The 18,765-nt window shown below is 65.2% G+C and carries 22 protein-coding genes; 13 read left to right on the plus strand and 9 right to left on the minus strand.

Annotated features, from left to right (window positions below; genetic code table 11):
• Positions 1-3: 3 nt before the first annotated feature.
• The 4 genes from CBP34_RS03770 to CBP34_RS03785 form a co-directional block, all read right to left on the minus strand.
• Positions 4-1,191 carry a vWA domain-containing protein gene (locus CBP34_RS03770; protein WP_086926683.1) on the minus strand — a complete coding sequence of 396 codons (1,188 nt, stop codon included), beginning with the start codon at positions 1,189-1,191 and terminating at the stop codon, positions 4-6.
• 18 nt (positions 1,192-1,209) lie between these two features.
• Positions 1,210-1,812, minus strand: a complete 603-nt coding sequence (locus tag CBP34_RS03775; RefSeq protein ID WP_094097348.1) for a GNAT family N-acetyltransferase — start codon at positions 1,810-1,812, stop codon at positions 1,210-1,212.
• A 2-nt stretch (positions 1,813-1,814) separates the two neighbouring features.
• Complete coding sequence (locus CBP34_RS03780) at positions 1,815-2,045, minus strand: hypothetical protein (RefSeq protein ID WP_094097349.1); 231 nt, start codon at positions 2,043-2,045, stop codon at positions 1,815-1,817.
• Between the two features lie 102 nt (positions 2,046-2,147).
• On the minus strand, positions 2,148-3,002 hold the full coding sequence (locus tag CBP34_RS03785; RefSeq protein WP_086911461.1) for an AAA family ATPase: 855 nt from the start codon (positions 3,000-3,002) through the stop codon (positions 2,148-2,150).
• A gap of 106 nt (positions 3,003-3,108) precedes the next feature.
• Between CBP34_RS03785 and CBP34_RS03790 the strand changes: the two genes are divergently transcribed.
• Entirely contained in the window at positions 3,109-3,771 is a 663-nt protein-coding gene (locus CBP34_RS03790) for a c-type cytochrome (RefSeq protein WP_086926686.1), read from the plus strand.
• Positions 3,772-4,299: 528 nt separating this feature from the next.
• The gene (locus CBP34_RS03795) at positions 4,300-5,193 is read left to right on the plus strand and encodes a universal stress protein (protein WP_094097350.1); all 894 of its coding nucleotides are present in this window, start codon (positions 4,300-4,302) and stop codon (positions 5,191-5,193) included.
• A gap of 106 nt (positions 5,194-5,299) precedes the next feature.
• Here the strand turns inward: CBP34_RS03795 and CBP34_RS03800 are convergent, their stop codons facing one another.
• Positions 5,300-5,734, minus strand: a complete 435-nt coding sequence (locus tag CBP34_RS03800) for a DUF1841 family protein (RefSeq protein ID WP_086926688.1) — start codon at positions 5,732-5,734, stop codon at positions 5,300-5,302.
• 169 nt (positions 5,735-5,903) lie between these two features.
• Here CBP34_RS03800 and CBP34_RS03805 point away from each other — a divergent pair, with 169 nt between their 5' ends.
• Positions 5,904-6,125: a hypothetical protein gene (locus tag CBP34_RS03805; RefSeq protein ID WP_204247606.1), complete on the plus strand. Its 222-nt coding sequence runs from the start codon at positions 5,904-5,906 to the stop codon at positions 6,123-6,125.
• Positions 6,126-6,185: 60 nt separating this feature from the next.
• On the opposite strand, the gene CBP34_RS03810 is transcribed toward CBP34_RS03805, so the two are convergent.
• A complete protein-coding gene (locus tag CBP34_RS03810) occupies positions 6,186-6,983 on the minus strand; it encodes an IclR family transcriptional regulator (RefSeq protein WP_086911465.1) in 798 nt (265 codons plus the stop codon).
• A 92-nt stretch (positions 6,984-7,075) separates the two neighbouring features.
• Between CBP34_RS03810 and CBP34_RS03815 the strand changes: the two genes are divergently transcribed.
• From CBP34_RS03815 to CBP34_RS03840, 6 genes are all read left to right on the plus strand, one after another.
• Positions 7,076-7,777: a 3-oxoacid CoA-transferase subunit A gene (locus tag CBP34_RS03815; RefSeq protein ID WP_086911466.1), complete on the plus strand. Its 702-nt coding sequence runs from the start codon at positions 7,076-7,078 to the stop codon at positions 7,775-7,777.
• A 29-nt stretch (positions 7,778-7,806) separates the two neighbouring features.
• On the plus strand, positions 7,807-8,451 hold the full coding sequence (locus CBP34_RS03820) for a 3-oxoacid CoA-transferase subunit B (protein WP_094099054.1): 645 nt from the start codon (positions 7,807-7,809) through the stop codon (positions 8,449-8,451).
• A gap of 34 nt (positions 8,452-8,485) precedes the next feature.
• A complete protein-coding gene (gene pcaF / locus CBP34_RS03825) occupies positions 8,486-9,688 on the plus strand; it encodes a 3-oxoadipyl-CoA thiolase (RefSeq protein WP_094097351.1) in 1,203 nt (400 codons plus the stop codon).
• Positions 9,689-9,705: 17 nt separating this feature from the next.
• Entirely contained in the window at positions 9,706-10,506 is an 801-nt protein-coding gene (gene pcaD / locus CBP34_RS03830) for a 3-oxoadipate enol-lactonase (protein ID WP_094099055.1), read from the plus strand.
• A gap of 45 nt (positions 10,507-10,551) precedes the next feature.
• Complete coding sequence (locus tag CBP34_RS03835; RefSeq protein WP_094097352.1) at positions 10,552-11,280, plus strand: SDR family NAD(P)-dependent oxidoreductase; 729 nt, start codon at positions 10,552-10,554, stop codon at positions 11,278-11,280.
• A 143-nt stretch (positions 11,281-11,423) separates the two neighbouring features.
• Positions 11,424-12,437 (plus strand): Bug family tripartite tricarboxylate transporter substrate binding protein, encoded by a 1,014-nt coding sequence (locus CBP34_RS03840; RefSeq protein ID WP_094097353.1) that lies wholly within the window; start codon positions 11,424-11,426, stop codon positions 12,435-12,437.
• Between the two features lie 101 nt (positions 12,438-12,538).
• On the opposite strand, the gene CBP34_RS03845 is transcribed toward CBP34_RS03840, so the two are convergent.
• A complete protein-coding gene (locus tag CBP34_RS03845; RefSeq protein ID WP_086911470.1) occupies positions 12,539-13,180 on the minus strand; it encodes a trimeric intracellular cation channel family protein in 642 nt (213 codons plus the stop codon).
• A gap of 84 nt (positions 13,181-13,264) precedes the next feature.
• Positions 13,265-15,136 (minus strand): glutathione-regulated potassium-efflux system protein KefC, encoded by a 1,872-nt coding sequence (kefC, locus tag CBP34_RS03850; RefSeq protein WP_094097354.1) that lies wholly within the window; start codon positions 15,134-15,136, stop codon positions 13,265-13,267.
• A gap of 199 nt (positions 15,137-15,335) precedes the next feature.
• Between kefC and CBP34_RS03855 the strand changes: the two genes are divergently transcribed.
• From CBP34_RS03855 to CBP34_RS03865, 3 genes are all read left to right on the plus strand, one after another.
• Positions 15,336-15,974: a LysE family transporter gene (locus CBP34_RS03855; RefSeq protein ID WP_086928620.1), complete on the plus strand. Its 639-nt coding sequence runs from the start codon at positions 15,336-15,338 to the stop codon at positions 15,972-15,974.
• A 106-nt stretch (positions 15,975-16,080) separates the two neighbouring features.
• Positions 16,081-16,698: a ParA family protein gene (locus tag CBP34_RS03860; RefSeq protein ID WP_094097355.1), complete on the plus strand. Its 618-nt coding sequence runs from the start codon at positions 16,081-16,083 to the stop codon at positions 16,696-16,698.
• Positions 16,699-16,793: 95 nt separating this feature from the next.
• Positions 16,794-17,258 carry a MaoC family dehydratase gene (locus CBP34_RS03865; RefSeq protein WP_086911474.1) on the plus strand — a complete coding sequence of 155 codons (465 nt, stop codon included), beginning with the start codon at positions 16,794-16,796 and terminating at the stop codon, positions 17,256-17,258.
• 31 nt (positions 17,259-17,289) lie between these two features.
• On the opposite strand, the gene CBP34_RS03870 is transcribed toward CBP34_RS03865, so the two are convergent.
• Positions 17,290-17,631, minus strand: coding sequence for a DUF4148 domain-containing protein (locus CBP34_RS03870; RefSeq protein ID WP_236748503.1), 342 nt, complete (start codon positions 17,629-17,631; stop codon positions 17,290-17,292).
• Positions 17,632-17,818: 187 nt separating this feature from the next.
• Between CBP34_RS03870 and CBP34_RS03875 the strand changes: the two genes are divergently transcribed.
• Complete coding sequence (locus tag CBP34_RS03875) at positions 17,819-18,754, plus strand: LysR family transcriptional regulator (protein ID WP_086911475.1); 936 nt, start codon at positions 17,819-17,821, stop codon at positions 18,752-18,754.
• Positions 18,755-18,765: the final 11 nt, after the last annotated feature.

Consider the following 18,765-nt stretch of genomic DNA (forward strand, 5'->3'; position numbering starts at 1 on the left):
GGCTTATTTTGACAGCAGCCGCATGGTTTCTTCGAGCCCCTTGAGTGACAAAGGGTACATGCGGTTGCCGATGAGCTGCTGGATGATGCTGATGCTCTGGCGGTACTGCCACACGCCCTGCGGCTCGGGGTTGATCCACGCAAACTTCGGGAACGCGTGCGTGAGGCGCTGGATCCACTCGGCGCCCGGCTCTTCGTTGTTGTACTCCACGCTGCCGCCAGGCTGCAAAATCTCGTAGGGGCTCATGGTCGCATCGCCCACGAAGATCAGTTTGTAGTCCTTGTTGTACTTGCGGATGATGTCCCAGGTGGGAAACTTTTCGGCAAAGCGGCGGCGGTTGTTCTTCCACATGAAGTCGTACACGCAGTTGTGGAAGTAGTAGAACTCCAGGTGCTTGAACTCGGTCTTCACGGCACTGAAAAGCTCTTCCACGCGCTGGATGTGCTCGTCCATCGTGCCGCCCACGTCCATCAGCAGCAGCACCTTCACGTTGTTGTGCCGCTCGGGCACCATCTTGATGTCGAGGAAGCCCGCGTTGGCGGCCGTGCTGCGGATGGTGTCGGGCAGGTCAAGCTCCAGCTCATGGCCCTCGCGCGCAAACTTGCGCAGCCGGCGCAGCGCCACCTTGATGTTGCGCGTGCCCAGCTCCTGCTGGTCGTCGTAGTCCTTGTAGGCGCGCTGTTCCCACACCTTCACGGCACTCTTGTTCTTGCCGGCGCCGCCAATGCGAATGCCCTGCGGGTTGTAGCCGCCGTGGCCAAACGGGCTGGTGCCGCCGGTGCCGATCCATTTGCTGCCGCCCTCGTGGCGTTCCTTTTGTTCTTCGAGGCGCTTTTTCAGCGTCTCCATCAGTTCGTCCCAGCCCATCTTTTCGATGGCGGCTTTTTGCTCGGGCGTGAGCTCGTTCTCAAGGATCTTGCGCAGCCAGTCGGCGGGGATTTCCTTGGTGAAGTCGGCCACCATTTCCACGCCCTTGAAATAGGCGGCAAAGGCGCGGTCGAACTTGTCGTAGTGCTTCTCGTCCTTGACCAGCACGGTGCGGCCCAGGTGGTAGAAGTCGTCCAGGCTCCAGCCGTCCACCGACTTGGGGCCCACCACGCCGGCCTGCAGGGCTTCGAGCAGCGTGAGGTATTCCTTGACCGACACCGGCAGCTTGGCGGCGCGCAGGGTGTAGAAAAAATCGATCAGCATGATTTTGGCCTCCAGCGCTTATGGGTTTTGCGCATGCTGCTCTAAAAGATATAGCAACTGTGCTTTGGCCTCAGGCCATTCGCCCGAGCGCATGCTGTACATCACCGTGTCGCGGATGGTGCCGTCACGGCGCAGTGCGTGGCCGCGCAGCACGCCGTCCTTCCTGGCGCCCAGCCGCTCGATGGCGCGTTGCGATGCAAAGTTGAAATTGTCGGTACGCCAGCCCACCACATGGCAGCCCAGCGTATCGAAGGCGTGGCCCATCATCAGCAGCTTGGCAGTGGTGTTGACATGGCTGCGCTGCACGCTTTTCGCATACCAGGTGTAGCCAATCTCCACGCGCTTCACCGCCGGAACGATGTCGTGGTAGCTCGTGGAGCCCAGCACCTGGCCCGTGGCATCGTTCACCACGGCAAAGGCAAAGCGGTGGCCTTGCTCGCGCATGGCCAGCGCGCTCTCGATGTAGGCGCGCGTGGCCTCGGGCTCGGGCACCGAGGTGATGCGCAGCTTCCACAGCTCGCCATCGGCAGCCGCCGCGCGCAGCCCGGCTTCATGGGCCAGCGCCAGCGGCTCCAGGCGCACGCCGCGCTCGCGCAGGGTGACGGGTGCTACCAGGCTCATGGTCACTGTTCCGATTTGGCCCGACGGCTGGCGCGCCAGCGCCGTGCCGCGTGCAGGCCCAGACCGCCGCCCAGGCCCACCAGCACGATGCCTACCAGGCTGGCGGTACCGTAGCCGGTGGCAAAGATGTCGAAACCCAGCAGCTGGCCCAGCCAGAAGCCGGCCAGCGCGCCGCCCACAAAGCCCACGGCGTCGGAAACGCCTTCCATCAGCAGTCGTTGGTTGTCACTCATGCGAAATATCCATTGCGGTGGCCCGGGCTGTGGGCCTGTTCTGTCGGAGTGCGGCAGCCATCGGGGCGATGCCTGCTGGGTCGCTGCAGGGCGCCGCAGCGCTCATCGGTTTCTCTGGTTCATGAAGACCAGCTTCTCGAACAGGCTCACGTCCTGCTCGTTCTTGAGCAGCGCGCCCACCAGCGGCGGCACGGCCACCTTGTTGTCGGCGCTTTGCAGGGCCGACAGCGGAATGTCCTCGGCCACCAGCAGCTTGAGCCAGTCGAGCAGTTCACTGGTGGAGGGTTTCTTTTTCAGTCCGGGCAGGTTGCGCACGTCGTAGAACGTCTTCATCGCCACGCCCAGCAGTTCGCTCTTGAGCGTGGGGAAGTGCACATCCACGATCTGGCGCATGGTGTCGGCTTCGGGGAACTTGATGAAGTGAAAGAAGCAGCGGCGCAAAAACGCGTCCGGCAGCTCTTTTTCGTTGTTCGAGGTGATGAACACCAGGGGGCGGTGCTTGGCCTTGATGAGCTCGCGCGTTTCGTAGCAGTAGAACTCCATGCGGTCGATCTCGCGCAGCAGGTCGTTCGGAAACTCGATGTCGGCCTTGTCGATCTCGTCGATCAGCAGCGCCACGGGGCGGTCGGCCGTGAAGGCCTGCCACAGCACGCCCTGCACGATGTAGTTGCGGATGTCCTTCACGCGCTCGGCGCTGCCCTCATCATTGAGCTGGCTGTCGCGCAGTCGGCTCACGGCGTCATATTCATACAGGCCTTGCTGCGCCTTGGTGGTGGACTTGATGTGCCATTGCAACAGCGGCATGTCCAGCGCCTGGGCCACCTCTTCGGCCAGCATGGTCTTGCCGGTGCCGGGCTCTCCCTTGACGAGCAGCGGGCGTTGCAGCGTGATGGCCGCGTTCACGGCAAGCATCAGGTCTTGGGTGGCGACGTAAGTCTGGGAGCCTTGAAATTTCATGAGCAAAAACACCGGATCGTTGATGGATGGGCTTGACAAAGCGCTGGCTATAATCGCCGACTGATCAGAGCCCTGAGCTGAACCTTCACACGATTGTGCGCGCAAAATGAACAAGACGTTGACCACGATATTTGCCTTGGCTGTCGCTTCCGTGACGGCGTTGTCCCATGCGCAGGAAGCCAAGGGTGATGTCGAAGCTGGCAAGCAGAAAATTGCGATGTGCATTGGCTGCCACGGCATTCCGGGTTATCAGTCCAGCTTTCCTGAAGTGCATAAAGTGCCCATGATTTCGGGCCAGAGTGGCAAGTACATTGCTGCAGCGCTCACTGCGTACAAGAAGGGCGAGCGCAAGCACCCCACCATGCGCGGCATTGCCGACTCGTTGACCGAGCAGGACATTGCCGATGTGTCGGCCTACTATGAGCAGCACGGCAAGACCGGCGTCGAAGTGGCTGCCAAGCCGGGCCGCGAACCCAGCGTGCAAGTGGCCGAGCTGTTGAAGAAAGGCGCCTGCGTGTCCTGCCACGGCGACAACTTCGCCAAGCCCATCGACCCTTCCTATCCCAAGATCGCCGGCCAGCATGCCGACTACCTATTTGTGGCGCTCAAGTCCTACAAAGTGGAAAAGAACACCAATGTGGGCCGCGGCAACGCCATCATGGGTGGCATCGCCAAGCAGTTCACCAATGCGGAGTTGAAGGCGCTGGCAAGCTATGTCGGTTCGCTCGACGGCGACCTGCACACGGTGCCGCAATCGCGCTTCCGTTGAGCTGACTATGTGACTTTGGGTTGGGGCCTTGCCCCGCCGACCCGCGCCATGCGCAAAGAGCCCGCAGCCAGCGGGCTCTTTTGTTTCTGCCGGCAGACATGGCGTTGGCAGCCCCAGGTGCCGGCATATCTGGCACGCTGCGCAGGGGTTTGGTTGCCCTTTTGGGGGTGCGTTCGTAAAATGCCCCTATGCGCTTTCTGGTTTTTTCCTCCTGTGTCCGTGCCGCCGAGTCGTCCAAGACGGCTGCTCTGCGCGCGCGCATCGTGCAAAGGACGGGTGTTCTGAAACCAGCTTCGCCGGCCGCAGATTCCTAGGCCCGGCGGTTTCTTCTTCCCCCAAGAGCGTCATCGAACCACCGCCGGGCAGTGTTGCCGGACCAACGCACGCGACAGCATGTCGCGTTGCCGCTATTGAGCTTCCGGCCTCCCTTCGCTCACGTTCCGTGGTTTTCCGTTACGTGGGCGCATTGATGGCGCCATCCAGCGCGGCGCCCTGCGCCGGCCGTTCGTACGCTTACCGGGAAGTTTCATGCACCTTCAAACCATTGTTGCCCTCACCGATTTTTCTGCCGCCGCCGAGCAGGCAATGGACCGTGCCGCCATGGTTGCGGCCAGCCACCATGCGCGTTTGCGCATCCTCTACGGCACCGACATGCCCGATCCCAAGTTCACCGATCCGCACGCGCGGCTGGAACAGCGGGCGCGCCAGCTGGCCCGGCGCCACGACATTGCCGTCGTTGCAGGAGGGCAGGGCACTGGTGACGTGGTGGCTGATGCGCTGGCCGCAGCGGCGAGAGCTGACTTGCTGGTGATGGACCGGCGCGCCAGTTTCAGCTGGATGCACCTGCTGCGGGGCTCGCCATGGGCGCGGGTCCTGCGCGGCAGTCGTTGTCCGGTGCTGATCGTGCAGAACACGCCCAAGGTGGCCTATCAGCATCTGCTGGTTGCCGTGGATTTTTCCGAGGCCGCACCGGCGTTGGTGCGGTATGCCGGGGGGCTGCAAGCCGAGGCGCGGCTAGCGCTTTACCACGCCATTGACCGCCGCGACGAGGCCAAGCTGCGCAGCGCCGAGGCGTCGATGCAAGCCATTCAGACCTATCGCGCCGAAGTGCGGGAGCACGCACGCCGCAAGATGCTGCCGCTGGCCACCGCCTTTGACACCCGGCGCAACCGGGTCGCCACGGTGCTGGGCGCCGGAGATCCGGCCCGGCAGCTTGCCGTGCAGCACGAAGCCTCTGGCGCCGATCTCATTGCAGTCGGGTACCAGCGCCGCCCGGCTCCCGTCGATTGGCTGATGGGCAGCGTCGCAGGCCGGCTGGTGGGTGGCGTGCGCTGTGATGTGCTGGTATTCCCCCGCGACTACGCGCTGCGGGAAGGGCATGCGGGGGCGCGGAACTGTGCGGTTTCCGGCCTGTCGGCATGACGCCGGCGCCGGCGCCGGCCCCATGAACCTGCGGACCAGCGCCACGGCGTCCATGAGCTGCAGCGCAAATCCTGCCGTGGCTGTCAACGCCGTGTGGGGGGCTGCTTCAGTCCCGCGTGGCGCGGCGCTGCACGCAGGCGATATAGGCGTCACCATCGGGCGGACGCCCGGCGCGCTGGCTTTCCCACAGCATCTGGCCCAGGCAATCCATGGTGGCGTGGTGCGCGTCGTGCAGGGAATCGAGGCGCGCCGTGAGCAGCTCCACCGCCTGGCGGATGCCACGCGGCTGGTCGATGCTGCACTGCTCGCTGATCGACAGGTGCATCGACAGGTGCAAGAACGGATTGGTTTGCTCTGGCGTTTCGTCGTAGTTGCGCGCTACGGCGGCATCGGCATCGGCCAGCTCGGCGTGGTATTCGGGGTGCTCTGCGATCCACAGGCTGGCCAGGGTTTCGATGGCCTCCATGGGTTGGCCGCTTTGGGTCTTGGCGTGCACCGCGCAGAGGAAGCGGCGCACGTCGGCTTGGGACGGGTTGAACATGGAGCGAGAGCGTAGCACGCAGCTGCTGCGCTGGCAGCGGGCCGCCGTTGCGGTGGTGTTGTCCTACACGCACCATCTGCGCCCGGCCCTACAGTGGCCGGGCACAGGCGGGGAAACCGGGGTCGCTGCTGCGCCGTTGTCCAACAGCCCCGGATTTGGGAGATTTGCCATGAATGCACTGCGTGTGACCGGAGTGATCCTTATCGTGCTGGGGCTGGCCGGATTTTTTACCGGCGGTTTCAGCTTTACCAAGGAAACCACGCAGGCCAAGATTGGCCCGCTGGAACTCACCGTGAAGGACAAGGAGACGGTGAATGTGCCCCAGTGGCTGAGCCTGGGCGCCATTGCGCTGGGTGCCGTGGTGCTGGTGCTGGGCTTTCGCAAGAGCTGAGCCGCGCCGTGTTTGTCGCTGGCAGGCGCCGGTTCAAAGCACTTGTCTTTGACGCACGCGTCAGTTGCGCTGGGTGCCCAACATGCGTGAAATGGTCTGCGCGGCCTGCAGCAGCGCGGGCAGCATGGTGGCCTGCATGACCTCGGCGCTGGTGCGGTTGGCCTGGCCGCTGATGTTCATGGCGGCCACGGTCTGGCCGGCGCGGTTGGTGAGTGGTGCGGCCAGGGAGATCAGCCCTTCTTCGAGCTCCTGGTTGACCAGGCTCCAGCCCTGCGCGCGTACCTGGCGGATGCGCTCCAGCAGCGTGGGCACGTCGGTAATGGTCAGCTCGGTGTGCCGCACGCGCGGGCAGGCTTGCAGGCGCTGCGTCAATTCGTCATCGGGCAGGGCGGCCAACAGCATGCGTCCCGACGAGGTGCACGAGGCCGGTAGCCGCGAGCCCACCCCCAGGTTGGTGCGCATGATTTTGTGCGTGGGCACGCGCAGTACATAGACGATGTCGGTGCCATCGAGCACCGAGGCCGAGCACGATTCGCGCACCTGCTCCACCAGTTCCTCCATCACCGGCTCGGCCAGATCCCAGATGGGCATGGACGACAGGTAGGCAAAGCCGAGGTCGAGGATGCGCGGCGTAAGGCGAAACAGCTTGCCATCACTTTCCACATACCCCAGTGTCTGCAGCGTGAGCAGGATGCGCCGGGCGCCAGCGCGGGTCAGCCCCGTCTTCGCGGCCACCTCGCTCAGCGTCTGCTGTGGCGCGGAGGCGCTGAACGAGCGGATCACTTCCAGCCCGCGCGCGAACGACTGCACATAGCTGTCGCCTGGTCTGGGGCTGGCGGGAGGGGTATTGGTGTTCATGGAGTGCCCGGTTTATAATTCTTTATACGAACATTTGTTCATTATACGAACAAATGAGGGCGCTTTTATTGATACTTCCCGGAAGACTTTCCATGATCAACAAGATAGCGGACTCGGTGGCGCAGGCACTTTCGGGTGTGAAAGATGGCGCCACCGTGCTGATTGGCGGCTTCGGCACGGCGGGCATTCCTGACGAGCTGATCGAAGGGCTGATTGCCCACGGCGCGCGCGACCTGACCATCGTCAACAACAACGCCGGCAACGCCGAGCAGGGCGTGGCGGCGTTGCTCAAGGCCGGGCAGGTGCGCAAGGTCATCTGCAGCTTTCCGCGCCAGGCCGACAGCTATGTGTTTGACGAGCTGTACCGCAGCGGCAAGCTCGAACTGGAGCTGGTGCCCCAGGGCAACCTGGCCGAGCGCATCCGTGCAGCCGGTGCCGGTATTGGCGCCTTTTTCTGCCCCACGGCCTATGGCACCGAGCTGGCCAAGGGCAAGGAAACGCGCGAAATCAATGGCAAACACTACGTGCTGGAATACCCGATTTATGGCGACGTGGCCCTGATCAAGGCTGAAAAAGGCGACCGCTGGGGCAACCTCACCTACCGCATGTCGGCGCGCAACTTTGGCCCGGTGATGGCCACCGCCGCCAAGACTACGGTTGCCACCGTGCACGAGGTGGTGGAACTGGGCGCACTCGACCCCGAAGCCATCGTTACGCCGGGTGTCTATGTGAGCCACGTGGTGAAGATCGCCCGGGTTGCCACGCAGGCCGGTGGTTTCAAGAAGTCTGCATGAAATTGGCCTCTGGCGCAAAAGGAGCAAGCGTGAGCAGCTATCAAAAACGTAGTAAAGAAGAGTTGGCCAAGCGCGTGGCGCAAGACATCCACGACGGTGCCTATGTCAACCTGGGGATCGGCCAGCCCACCCTGGTGGCCAACCACATTCCCGCAGGCCGCGAGGTCATCCTGCAAAGCGAGAACGGCATCCTGGGCATGGGCCCGGCGCCGGCCGCGGGCAGCGAAGACTACGACCTCATCAACGCCGGCAAGCAGCCGGTCACCTTGCTGGCCGGCGGTGCGTATTTCCACCACGCCGACAGCTTTGCCATGATGCGCGGCGGCCACCTCGACATCTGTGTGCTGGGTGCCTTCCAGGTGTCGGCCACAGGCGACCTGGCCAACTGGAGCACGGGCGAACCCGGCGCCATTCCGGCTGTGGGTGGTGCCATGGACCTGGCCATCGGTGCCAAGCAGACCTGGGTCATGATGGACTTGCTCACCAAGCAGGGTGCCAGCAAGGTGGTGGCGCAGTGCACCTATCCGCTCACCGGCATTGGCTGCGTCAAGCGCATCTACTCCGACCTCGCCACGCTGGCCTGCACGCCGCAGGGCCTGCAGCTCATCGACAAGGTCGAAGGGCTGGAACACGCCGAACTCGAACGCCTTGTCGGCCTGCCCATCCAGGCCTGATTTTTTCCCATCCCACAAGACCCCCGGAGACACCATGACCCAAGCCTTCATCTGTGACGCCATCCGCACTCCCTTCGGCCGCTACGGCGGTGCCTTGTCCAGCGTGCGCACCGACGACCTCGGCGCCATCCCGCTCAAGGCGTTGATGGCGCGCAACCCGGGCGTGGACTGGGCCGCCGTGACCGATGTGCTGTATGGCTGCGCCAACCAGGCCGGTGAAGACAACCGCAACGTGGCCCACATGTCCAGCTTGCTGGCGGGCCTGCCAATCGAAGTGCCGGGCGCCACCATCAACCGCCTGTGCGGTTCGGGCCTGGATGCCGTGGGAACGGCCGCGCGCGCCATCAAGGCCGGCGAAGCGGGCCTGATGATTGCCGGCGGCGTGGAAAGCATGAGCCGCGCCCCGTTTGTCATGCCCAAGGCAGAAAGCGCCTTCTCGCGCAACAACGCGGTGTATGACACCACCATTGGCTGGCGCTTTGTCAACAAGCTGATGAAGGCGCAGTACGGCGTCGATTCGATGCCCGAAACGGCCGAAAACGTGGCTACCGACTTTGGCATCGAGCGCGAAGCGCAAGACCTGATGGCCATGAACAGCCAGCTGCGTGCCGTGGCAGCCATCGAAGCGGGCCACCTGTCCCGTGAAATCGTGGCGGTGACGATTCCCCAGAAAAAGGGCGATGCCATCGTTGTGGACACCGACGAACACCCGCGCAAGACCAGCCTGGAAGCGCTGGCCAAGCTCAAGGGCGTGGTGCGCCCCGACGGTACCGTGACCGCCGGCAACGCTTCGGGCGTGAACGACGGCGCCTGCGCGCTGCTGCTGGCCAACGAAGCCAGCGCCGCCCAATACGGCCTGACGCCGCGCGCCCGCGTGGTGGGCATGGCCACCGCTGGTGTGGCGCCGCGCATCATGGGCTTTGGCCCCACGCCCGCCACGCTGAAGGTGCTGGCACAAACGGGCCTCACCATCGACCACATGGACGTGATCGAGCTCAACGAAGCCTTTGCCGCGCAGGGCCTGGCCGTGCTGCGCGCCCTGGGCCTGAAAGACGACGACGCCCGCGTGAACGCCTGGGGCGGCGCCATTGCGCTCGGTCACCCGCTGGGTGCCAGCGGTGCCCGCCTGGCCACCACGGCCGTGAACCGCCTGCACGCTACCGGCGGCAAATACGCGCTGTGCACCATGTGCATCGGCGTGGGCCAGGGCATTGCCGTGATCCTCGAACGCGTCTGACCGTGACAACGCAAGCCATGCAAACACAAACGATCGAAACCCCCGGCGGGCGTTTTCGCGTGCGCCTGGACGGGCCCGCCCAGGCGCCTGTGCTGGTGTTTTCGAACTCGCTGGGCACCACACTGGAGATGTGGGACGCGCAGGCGCAGCACTTCGCACAGACCCACCGCGTGCTGCGTTACGACACCCGCGGCCATGGCGGCAGTGTGGTGTCGCAAGGCCCCTACAGCCTGGAGCAGCTCGGCGGTGATGTGCTGGCGCTGCTGGACGCGCTGGGCATTGCCAAGGCCAGCTTTTGCGGCATCTCCATGGGTGGCATCACCGGCCTGTGGCTGGGCGTGCACGCGGGCGAGCGCCTGAGCCATCTGGTGGTGTGCAACAGCGCCGCCAAGATTGGTACGGCCGAAGGCTGGCAAACGCGGTCTGCGCTGGTGCGTGAAAAAGGCACCGCAGCCATGGCCGAGCTGGCCGCTTCGTCGCCCGGCCGGTGGTTCACCGAGTCCTTCATTGCAGCCCAGCCCGCACGGGTGGCCACGGCGCAAGGCTGGATTGCCGGCATCGCGCCCGAAGGCTATGCCGCCTGCTGCGATGCCCTGGCCCAGGCCGATCTGCGGGAGGCGATTGCCACCATCCGCGTGCCAACGTTGCTGATTGCCGGTGCCAGCGACCCGGTCACCACCGTGGCCGATGCGCAGGCCATGCAGCGGGCCATTGCCGGTGCGCGCCTGGCCGAAGTACCGGCCTCGCACCTGTCCAACCTCGAGGCACCGGCCGCGTTTGACAACGCACTGGCCGCCTTTCTGGCCACGGGTGCCTGAGCCGTTGGCGCACCACGTCATGCACGCAACGCACCCGCAAAAGCCATGACCCGCCCGCACCCCACCCCAGAGCGCGTGCTGATCACGGGCGGCGCCGCCGGCATCGGCGCTGCCATTGCCGAGCGCTGCCGCGCCGAGGGCTACCTGCCGGTCATCATCGACCGCGTGGTGGACTCCGTGCACGGCGGCATCCGCGCCGACCTGTCGGATGCGGCAGACACCGCGCGGGCGCTGCACGAGGCGCTGGCCGGTGGCCCCATCACCCGGCTGGTCAATAACGTGGGCGTGGTGGTGCCGGCCGATGCCGAGCACCAGACGCTGGCCGAGTTCGACCTGGCGGTGTCGCTGAACCTGCGCTGTGCCTTCCAGTGCATGCAGGCGCTGCTGCCGGGCATGAAGACCGGGGGTTTCGGGCGCATTGTCAACATGTCCTCGCGCGCGGCGCTGGGCAAGGAGCTGCGCACCGCCTACGCCGCCACCAAGGCCGGCCTGATCGGCATGACACGCGTGTGGGCGCTGGAGCTGGGCGCGCACGGCATCACGGCCAACGCCATCGGGCCCGGCCCCATCCGCACCGAATTGTTCGACCGCGCCAACCCGCCCGACGCACCGCGCACCCGCGCCATCATCGAGGCCGTGCCCGTCCGGCGCATCGGCACGCCCGACGACGTGGCCCATGCCGCCAGCTACCTGCTGGATGCACGCAGCGGCTTCGTCACGGGCCAGGTCTTGTATGTCTGCGGCGGCATGACCGTGGGTGTGGCGGGGGTGTGAGCACCTGGGAAGCTTTCGCACATGTCTGCCCACACTCTTCCAACCCGGCCCCGCCTGCAAGGCCCCGAACCCGTCTGCTGCGCCAAGGGCAACCAATGCCCGCGCCGCGGACTCTAATCCCGATTTACACAGAGGAAACAACCATGACCACTTCTACCCACTACCGCACGTTTCTGACCGGCCGCCGCAAGGCCCTGGCCGTCCTGGCCAGCCTGGCTGCGGGCACGGCCGTCCTGCCGGGCGCCGCCTTCGCGCAGGCCTACCCCACCAAGCCCGTCACCATCGTCGTGCCGTTCTCGGCCGGCGGCACCACCGACATCCTGGCACGCCTGATGGGCCAATACCTTTCCACCGAACTGGGCCAGCCCGTGGTGGTGGAAAACAAGGCCGGTGCGGGCGGCAACATTGGCGGGCAATATGCCGCCAAGGCTGCGGCCGACGGCTACACCCTGTTCATGGGCACCGTGGGCACGCAGTCCATCAACGCCAGTCTGTACAAGAAAATGCCCTTTGATCCCATCAAGGACTTCGCACCGCTGACGCGCGTGGCCAATGTACCCAACCTGCTGGTGGCCAACCCCCAGCAGCCGTTCAAGACGGTGCCCGAGATGATTGCCTATGCCAAGGCCAATCCCGGCAAGATCAACTTTGGCTCGCCCGGCAACGGCGCCTCGCCGCACCTCTCGGGCGAACTGTTCAATTCGATGGCCAAGGTCGAACTCACGCACATCCCCTACAAGGGCAGCGCACCGGCCGTGACCGACCTGCTGGGCAACCAGATCGCCATCATGTTCGACAACATGCCCTCGGTGATTCCGCATGTGCGTTCGGGCAAGCTGCGTGCCATTGCCATCACCACCGCCAAGCGCTCGCCCGAGCTGCCCGATGTGCCGACCATCGCCGAAGCCGGTGTGCCCGGTTATGAGGCCATGTCGTGGTTCGGCCTGCTTGCCCCCGCGGCCACGCCCAAGCCGGTGCTGGACAAGCTCAGCGGTGCGCTGGCCAAGGTGCTGGCCAATCCCGAAGTGAAGAAAAAGATTGCTGACCAGGGCGGCGAGCCCGTCAATGAGACACCCGCCCAGTTTGCTGCCTTCATCAAGTCGGAATCGGCGAAGTGGGGCAAGGTGGTCAAGTCGTCGGGCGCAAGTCTCGACTGATCCGCAGCCCGGCTGTATTTAAATTGATAGCTGCTGGCGCACATGCCTAGTGCGCCAGCAGCTATTTTTGTTTCAAGGCGCACCGCACACGCAGTGCGCTTTTACACCCGCCAGGCTGGCAACTGCCAGTTGCGCCACAGCGCCAGCACGCGCAGCCCGCCGGTCACCAGCACGCAGGCCAGCAGCGGGGCCCAATCGGGCGCCTGGAACTGGCGCAGGGCCACGTCCACCCAGCCGCCGGCAAAGGCGCACAGCGCATAGGGACGGTGGTCGCTGAAAGCCTGGGGCACCTCGTTGCACAGCACGTCGCGCAGCACCCCGCCAAATACCCCGGTGATCACGCCCATCATGACGGCGATGAGCGGGGGCAGCCCCAGGGCCATGGCCGCATCCACCCCGATCGCCGCAAACAGGCCCAGGCCGATGGTGTCTGGCAGCAGCATGGCGCGTTCGGTGGGTTGGAAGTGGCGCTGGCGCATGAACAGCATGGTGCCCACGCACAGCGCCAGGATGCCCCACACATAGCCGGTGTGGCGCACCCAGAAGAAGGGCCGCTGGTCCAGCAGCAGGTCGCGCAAGGTGCCACCGCCAAAGGCGCCCACAAAGGCCACCACGCACACGCCCACGGCATCCATGCGCTGGCGTGCGGCGGCGATCATGCCCGACAGCGCAAAAGCGACGGTGGCTGCGATTTCCAGCACAAAGCGCAGGGTGTGTATCCACGGGGTTTCGGGCAGGTCCATGGGGCGGATTGTGGGACGGCGGTTGCGATCGGAAAACGCTATTGAATAGTGAGCTGCATGCGCTGATTGTGAAAGCGCCAGAGCCTATTTTTGTTCCGGATTGTCCGGCAAACCTTGAGTTGCGGGGGCATCGGTGGGCGCGGACGCACCGGCCTGGCGCTCCTGTCGTTCCTTGGCCATCTGCTCGGCCAGCTGGTTGCGCCCTTCGCGCGCCACGGCAATCATCCTGGCGCGGTCTTTGTGGTGGGGGTACATGCGGTCGGCCAGCGCAATGTTGTGTGTGCGAAAGCGCTGCGTGATGTCCTGCGCCTCGGTGGGGGGCAGGCCCATGAGTTCAAGCACGCTGCGGGCGCTCAGCAGGCTCGACTCGAACAATTCACGCTGCACATTCGTCACGCCCAGGTCGCGCAACGCGTTCCAGTGCGTCAGGTCGCGTGCGCGGGCCACCACGGCCAGCTGGGGGAAATGCTTGCGCGCCAGCGCCACGATCTTGAGCGACTGCTCGGGGTCGTCCACCGCCACCACCAGTACGCGGGCCTGGCCGGCGCCGGCCATGCGCAGCAGGTCGAGCCGGGTGGCGTCGCCATAGAAGACGCGGTAGCCAAAGGTGCGCGCCACTTCCAGAATCTCGACACTGTGGTCAAGCACCGTGGCGGGCACGCCCTGCGCCAGCATCACGCGGGCCACGATCTGGCCATAGCGGCCAAAGCCGGCGATGAGCACGGGCGCCTCCTGGGGCTCGCAAATCTCGGCCGCGGCGGGCGGCTGCTGGAGGGTGGCGAAGCGGCGCAGCAGCAGCCGGTCGAGCAGCACCAGCAGCAGCGGGCTCAGCAGCATGGACAGCGCCACTGCGCCAATCAGCAGCGAGGCGGTTTCAAATGCCAGCACGCGGGCGCCCGCGGCCGCCTGGAACACCACAAACGCAAACTCACCACCCTGGGCCAGCAGCAGCGTGAACACCGGCCGCTCCTGGTAAGGAATCTGGGCCGCCCGCGCCAGCCCATAGATCACCACCGCTTTAACGGCAAGAAAACCCAGCACGAGGGCGGCCATCTGCCAGGGCGAGCGCATCAGCACGCCAAAGTCGATGCTCATGCCCACGGCGATGAAGAACAGCCCCAGCAGCAGGCCCTTGAAGGGCTCGATGTCGGCTTCGAGCTCGCGGCGGTATTCGCTGTCGGCCAGCAGCACGCCGGCCAGAAAGGCGCCCAGCGCCATCGACAGCCCCACCAGCACCATCAGGTATGCAATGGCCACCACCAGCAGCAGGGCGGCGGCGGTGAAGATTTCGGGGGTTTTGCTTTTGGCGATCCAGCGCAGCAGCGGGCGCAGCAGCAACCGGCCCCCCAGCACAATGGCGCCGATCACGCCGACGATCTTGAGCGCTTCTACCGCAAGCTCGCCGGCGCCCAGTTCGGCGCCCTGGCCGATGGCAGCGGCGCCCAGCAGTGGCAGCAGGGCCAGGATGGGAATGGCTGCCACGTCCTGGAACAGCAAGATGGAAAACGCCGCCTGCCCGCTGCTGGTGCGCAGCAGATTGCGCTCGGACAGCGATTGCAGCGCGATGGCCGTGGACGAAAGCGCCAGCCCCAGCGCGCCCACCAGGCTGATGCGCCAGGGCAGCCCCGCCAGCCAGCCCAGCGCAAACAAAGCGGCGGCACAGCCCAGCACCTGCGCCGAACCCAGACCAAAAATGGGCCGACGCAGGCTCCACAGGCGGCTGGGTTGCAGTTCCAGCCCCACGAGGAACAGCATCAGCACCACGCCGAACTCGGCAAAGTGCAGGATGTCCTGCACATTGCTGACCAGCGCCAGGCCCCAGGGTCCGATGGCAATGCCCGCCGCCAGATAGCCAATGATGGCGCCCAGCCCCAGGGCCTTGGCAATGGGCACGGCCAGCACCGCCGCGCCCAGGTACAGAAAGCCGTAGGTGAGCCAGGTGGGTGCGTGTTCCATGGGATGTGAGCGTAGGCGGGGGAGGCGGCCTGCCAGCGGCGGGCGTGGCGCCGATTCTGGCACTGCTTTCGGTTGCTATATCGTTGATAGCTTGTGGCGCTTTATCCATAAGCGCGGGCACGCATTATTGTTCGTATTCAATGGGTTGGCCGTCCGGTTGCTAAGATGATTGCCCTTCTTGTGTGGGGCTTTTTTTCTCATGGACTTGCAGACCTGGCTGGCTTTTTTTGCGGCGTCTTGCCTGATCGCGGTGTCGCCGGGTTCGGGGGCGGTGCTGTCGATGAGCCACGGACTTTCATACGGCGTGCGCAAGACCGGGGCCACCATCGCCGGGCTGCAGCTGGGGCTGCTGCTGATCTTGCTGATTGCCGGCGCGGGCGTGGGCTCGCTGTTGCTGGCCTCCGAAGTGGCTTTCAGCGTGGTGAAGGTGCTGGGCGCCTGCTATCTCATCTATGTGGGCTGGAGCCAATGGCGCGCGGGCGCCACCTCGCCCATTCAGGGGGACGACGCGGCACCGGCCGGCCCCTGGCAAAAGCGCTTTCTCACGGGTTTTCTGACCAACGCCACCAACCCCAAGGGCATCATCTTCATGGTGGCCGTGCTGCCCCAGTTCATGACCGAGGGCCGTCCGCTGTGGATGCAGCTGGTGGTGATGGCCGCCACCACGGTGGCGGTGGACGTGACGGTGATGCACGGCTACGCTGCCGGGGCCAGCGCATTGCGCCGCCTGATGCGCAGCGCCAGCGCCGTGCGCACGCAAAACCGCGTGTTTGGCGGCCTGCTGATGGCGGTGGGTGCGGGGCTGTTCTTTGTCAAGCGCGGCGGGCAGCATGCCTGAGGTGGCAGTTGCTTTGATTTTGATAGCTGCTTGCGCCTGATGCATAAGCTCTAGCGGCATTTTTCATTCAAATTTCGTTCGACGGTTGATTCCGGGAGGTTGTGTCATGCCAGTGGTCGTTGTTGCCAATCCCAAGGGCGGCGTGGGAAAGTCCACGCTGTCCACCAACGTGGCCGGGTATTACGCCCGCCAGGGGCACCCGGTGATCCTGGGTGACACCGATCGCCAGCAGTCCGCGCGCCTGTGGCTGGGCCTGCGCCCGCCCGCCGCCCGCCCCATTGGCGTCTGGGAAGCCAGTGCCGACGAGATTGCCAAGCCGCCCAAGGGCAGCACGCATGCGGTGCTCGACACCCCGGCGGGCCTGCATGGCCGGCGCCTGAACGATGTGCTCAAGCTGGCCGACCGCATCATCGTGCCGCTGCAGCCCAGCGTGTTCGACATCTTTGCCACGCGCGCCTTTCTGGACCAGCTGGCCGCACACCGGCACGCCGCGGGCGTGCAGGTGGGCATTGTGGGCATGCGGGTGGACGCGCGCACCAAGGCCGCCGAGCACCTGCACCACTTCGTGGACAGCCTGGGTTTCCCGGTGCTGGGCTATCTGCGCGACACGCAGAACTATGTGCACCTGGCAGCCCACGGTCTCACGCTGTTCGACGTGGCGCCCGCGCGCGTGGCGCGCGATCTGGAGCAGTGGCAGGGGATCTGTTCCTGGCTGGATGCCTGATTGACAACCGGTGGGCAACCGGTGGGCAGCAGGGGACGGCGCTGCTGTCACCCGCCTGACAGGCCTTGTGCGGGCAGCGGCGCACCATTGCCCGCATGAAAACCTTTCACTCCTACTCTGAAGTCAGCGCCTGCGTGGGCCAGGAAGTCGCCGTGACCGACTGGATCACTGTCACGCAGGAACAGGTCAACCTGTTTGCCCAGGCCACGGGGGACCAGCAGTGGATCCATGTGGACCCCGAGCGCGCCAAGGCCGGGCCATTTGGCGGGCCCATTGCCCATGGCTTTCTCACGCTGTCGCTGATTCCGCGCTTTTTCGAGAGCGGAATGCGCATCGAAGGCGCCCGGATGGGGGTGAACTACGGACTGAACCGGGTGCGCTTCACGGCACCCGTGCCCGTGGGCAGCCGCCTGCGCGCGCGGCTGCTGCTGCAAGCCACCGAACCCCTGGCGCCCGAGGGGCTGCAGATGACCTGGCTGGTGACGGTGGAACGCGAGGGCAGCGACAAGCCGGTGTGCGTGGCCGAATCGCTGGCGCGCAGTTACGGCGCTGCGCCCTGAAGCGCGTTCAGCCCGTTGCGGTTTCAGCGTCTCACTGGTCGCCGCGGTCCAGTGCGCTGGATGGTGCCGCGGGCATTCCACCGGGCAGCCACGCGCCGGAGGAGGTGACGCCCAGCGGCGCCGGGGCGTTGTACCACTCGCCATCACGGGGCACCGTGCCCGCCTTGCGGGATGCCACCAGATCTGCGATCACGGCTTCGCGGGTCAGCGCGCCGGGGGTCTCGGTCATGGTGAGGGGGAGGCTGGAGCCGTCGCCATCACGGGGCAGTGGAGAGTCCGCCTGGGCGGCAATGGCGCTCAAGGCCAGGGCGGCGACGGCCAGGGTGCGGTAGGTGGTCATGATGATTCCTTCAAACAGTCGGAGCAGTGCCATTTCCTCAGGATCTGTCCGGGTGTCTTGGCACCGGTCTTGTCCTGTGTCGGTGAGTGCTTGCAAGGGTTTCGCTCATCGATGGAACGGACTTTATCGAGGGTAATCCCGTGGAAAAAGAGCCGCGCTGGCAATGAATAATTCGTGAAACTGGAACAATCGAGCCATTGGAAAACATTTATTTACCAAAATGGACAGATTGTTGACCATGCGTGTTTTCCAGGCCGTCGTCGAGGAGGGCGGCTTTGCCGCGGCGGCACGGTCGATGGAGTTATCGCCGCCCGTGGTCACCAGGCTGGTGGCCGACCTGGAACAGCACCTGGGCACGCGCCTGTTGCAGCGCACCACCCGCAAGCTGGCACTGACCGACGCCGGAGAGTCCTATCTGCTGCGGGTGCGCGCCATCCTGCACGAAATCGAAGACGCCGAGGCGGCCGCGGCAGCCAGCACCCGCGATTTGCGCGGCACCATTCGTGTGCTGGCTGCTCCGCTGCTGGCCACGCATTTTCTTGCGCCGATGCTGGCGTCGTGGCATGCGCTTTATCCCAAGCTCATGCTCGATATCCTGGTAGACCCGTTCCCTGCGATGCGGGTGGACGAATTTGATGTCACTTTCATGGTGGCGGGGGACGACTATGACGGCAACATCGTGGCCCGGCCCATGGCCCACTGGGAGGCTGTAGTCATTGCTGCACCGGGGTATCTGCAGCGCAAAGGCGTGCCTGCCGAGCCCGGCGATCTGCAGAACCACGAATACCTGCGTTATTCAGGCCAGCTGGTTCGGTCCCAGAGCGGCGCCGCGCGACGGTTGCGGCTGCAGCCCCTGCACGGCGCTGGTGCGGCGCAGGAGGTGAAGGTGCCCGTGGTATTGCAGTCCGTTAGCGCGGGCGTGCTGCTGCGCGCTGCGGTGGATGGCATGGGTGTGGCGGTGATGTCGCGATTGCTGGCGGCTCCCTATCTGGCCAGCGGTGCACTGGTGCATGTGTTGCCCGACTGGATTTTTTCCCGCTACACGGTGTATGCCGCACTGCCGTCGCGTCGCATGATGCCGGCGCGCACCAAGGTGTTTCTCGATTTTGTGAGCGAGCGCTCACCGCGTCTGGCCTACGGGCACCCAGTGGACTGAGAGTCGCAGGG

It is taken from the genome of Acidovorax carolinensis, from assembly GCF_002157145.1.
In the GTDB taxonomy this organism is placed as follows: Bacteria; Pseudomonadota; Gammaproteobacteria; order Burkholderiales; family Burkholderiaceae_C; genus Acidovorax; species Acidovorax carolinensis.

Coding starts and splice junctions, on each gene's coding strand:
- CBP34_RS03770 (WP_086926683.1), bottom strand. CDS start 1,191: ATGCTGATCGATTTTTTCTACACCCTGCGCGCCGCCAAGCTGCCGGTG.
- CBP34_RS03775 (WP_094097348.1), bottom strand. CDS start 1,812: ATGAGCCTGGTAGCACCCGTCACCCTGCGCGAGCGCGGCGTGCGCCTG.
- CBP34_RS03780 (WP_094097349.1), bottom strand. CDS start 2,045: ATGAGTGACAACCAACGACTGCTGATGGAAGGCGTTTCCGACGCCGTG.
- CBP34_RS03785 (WP_086911461.1), bottom strand. CDS start 3,002: ATGAAATTTCAAGGCTCCCAGACTTACGTCGCCACCCAAGACCTGATG.
- CBP34_RS03790 (WP_086926686.1), top strand. CDS start 3,109: ATGAACAAGACGTTGACCACGATATTTGCCTTGGCTGTCGCTTCCGTG.
- CBP34_RS03795 (WP_094097350.1), top strand. CDS start 4,300: ATGCACCTTCAAACCATTGTTGCCCTCACCGATTTTTCTGCCGCCGCC.
- CBP34_RS03800 (WP_086926688.1), bottom strand. CDS start 5,734: ATGTTCAACCCGTCCCAAGCCGACGTGCGCCGCTTCCTCTGCGCGGTG.
- CBP34_RS03805 (WP_204247606.1), top strand. CDS start 5,904: ATGAATGCACTGCGTGTGACCGGAGTGATCCTTATCGTGCTGGGGCTG.
- CBP34_RS03810 (WP_086911465.1), bottom strand. CDS start 6,983: ATGAACACCAATACCCCTCCCGCCAGCCCCAGACCAGGCGACAGCTAT.
- CBP34_RS03815 (WP_086911466.1), top strand. CDS start 7,076: ATGATCAACAAGATAGCGGACTCGGTGGCGCAGGCACTTTCGGGTGTG.
- pcaF (WP_094097351.1), top strand. CDS start 8,486: ATGACCCAAGCCTTCATCTGTGACGCCATCCGCACTCCCTTCGGCCGC.
- pcaD (WP_094099055.1), top strand. CDS start 9,706: ATGCAAACACAAACGATCGAAACCCCCGGCGGGCGTTTTCGCGTGCGC.
- CBP34_RS03835 (WP_094097352.1), top strand. CDS start 10,552: ATGACCCGCCCGCACCCCACCCCAGAGCGCGTGCTGATCACGGGCGGC.
- CBP34_RS03840 (WP_094097353.1), top strand. CDS start 11,424: ATGACCACTTCTACCCACTACCGCACGTTTCTGACCGGCCGCCGCAAG.
- CBP34_RS03845 (WP_086911470.1), bottom strand. CDS start 13,180: ATGGACCTGCCCGAAACCCCGTGGATACACACCCTGCGCTTTGTGCTG.
- kefC (WP_094097354.1), bottom strand. CDS start 15,136: ATGGAACACGCACCCACCTGGCTCACCTACGGCTTTCTGTACCTGGGC.
- CBP34_RS03855 (WP_086928620.1), top strand. CDS start 15,336: ATGGACTTGCAGACCTGGCTGGCTTTTTTTGCGGCGTCTTGCCTGATC.
- CBP34_RS03860 (WP_094097355.1), top strand. CDS start 16,081: ATGCCAGTGGTCGTTGTTGCCAATCCCAAGGGCGGCGTGGGAAAGTCC.
- CBP34_RS03865 (WP_086911474.1), top strand. CDS start 16,794: ATGAAAACCTTTCACTCCTACTCTGAAGTCAGCGCCTGCGTGGGCCAG.
- CBP34_RS03870 (WP_236748503.1), bottom strand. CDS start 17,631: ATGGCACTGCTCCGACTGTTTGAAGGAATCATCATGACCACCTACCGC.
- CBP34_RS03875 (WP_086911475.1), top strand. CDS start 17,819: ATGGACAGATTGTTGACCATGCGTGTTTTCCAGGCCGTCGTCGAGGAG.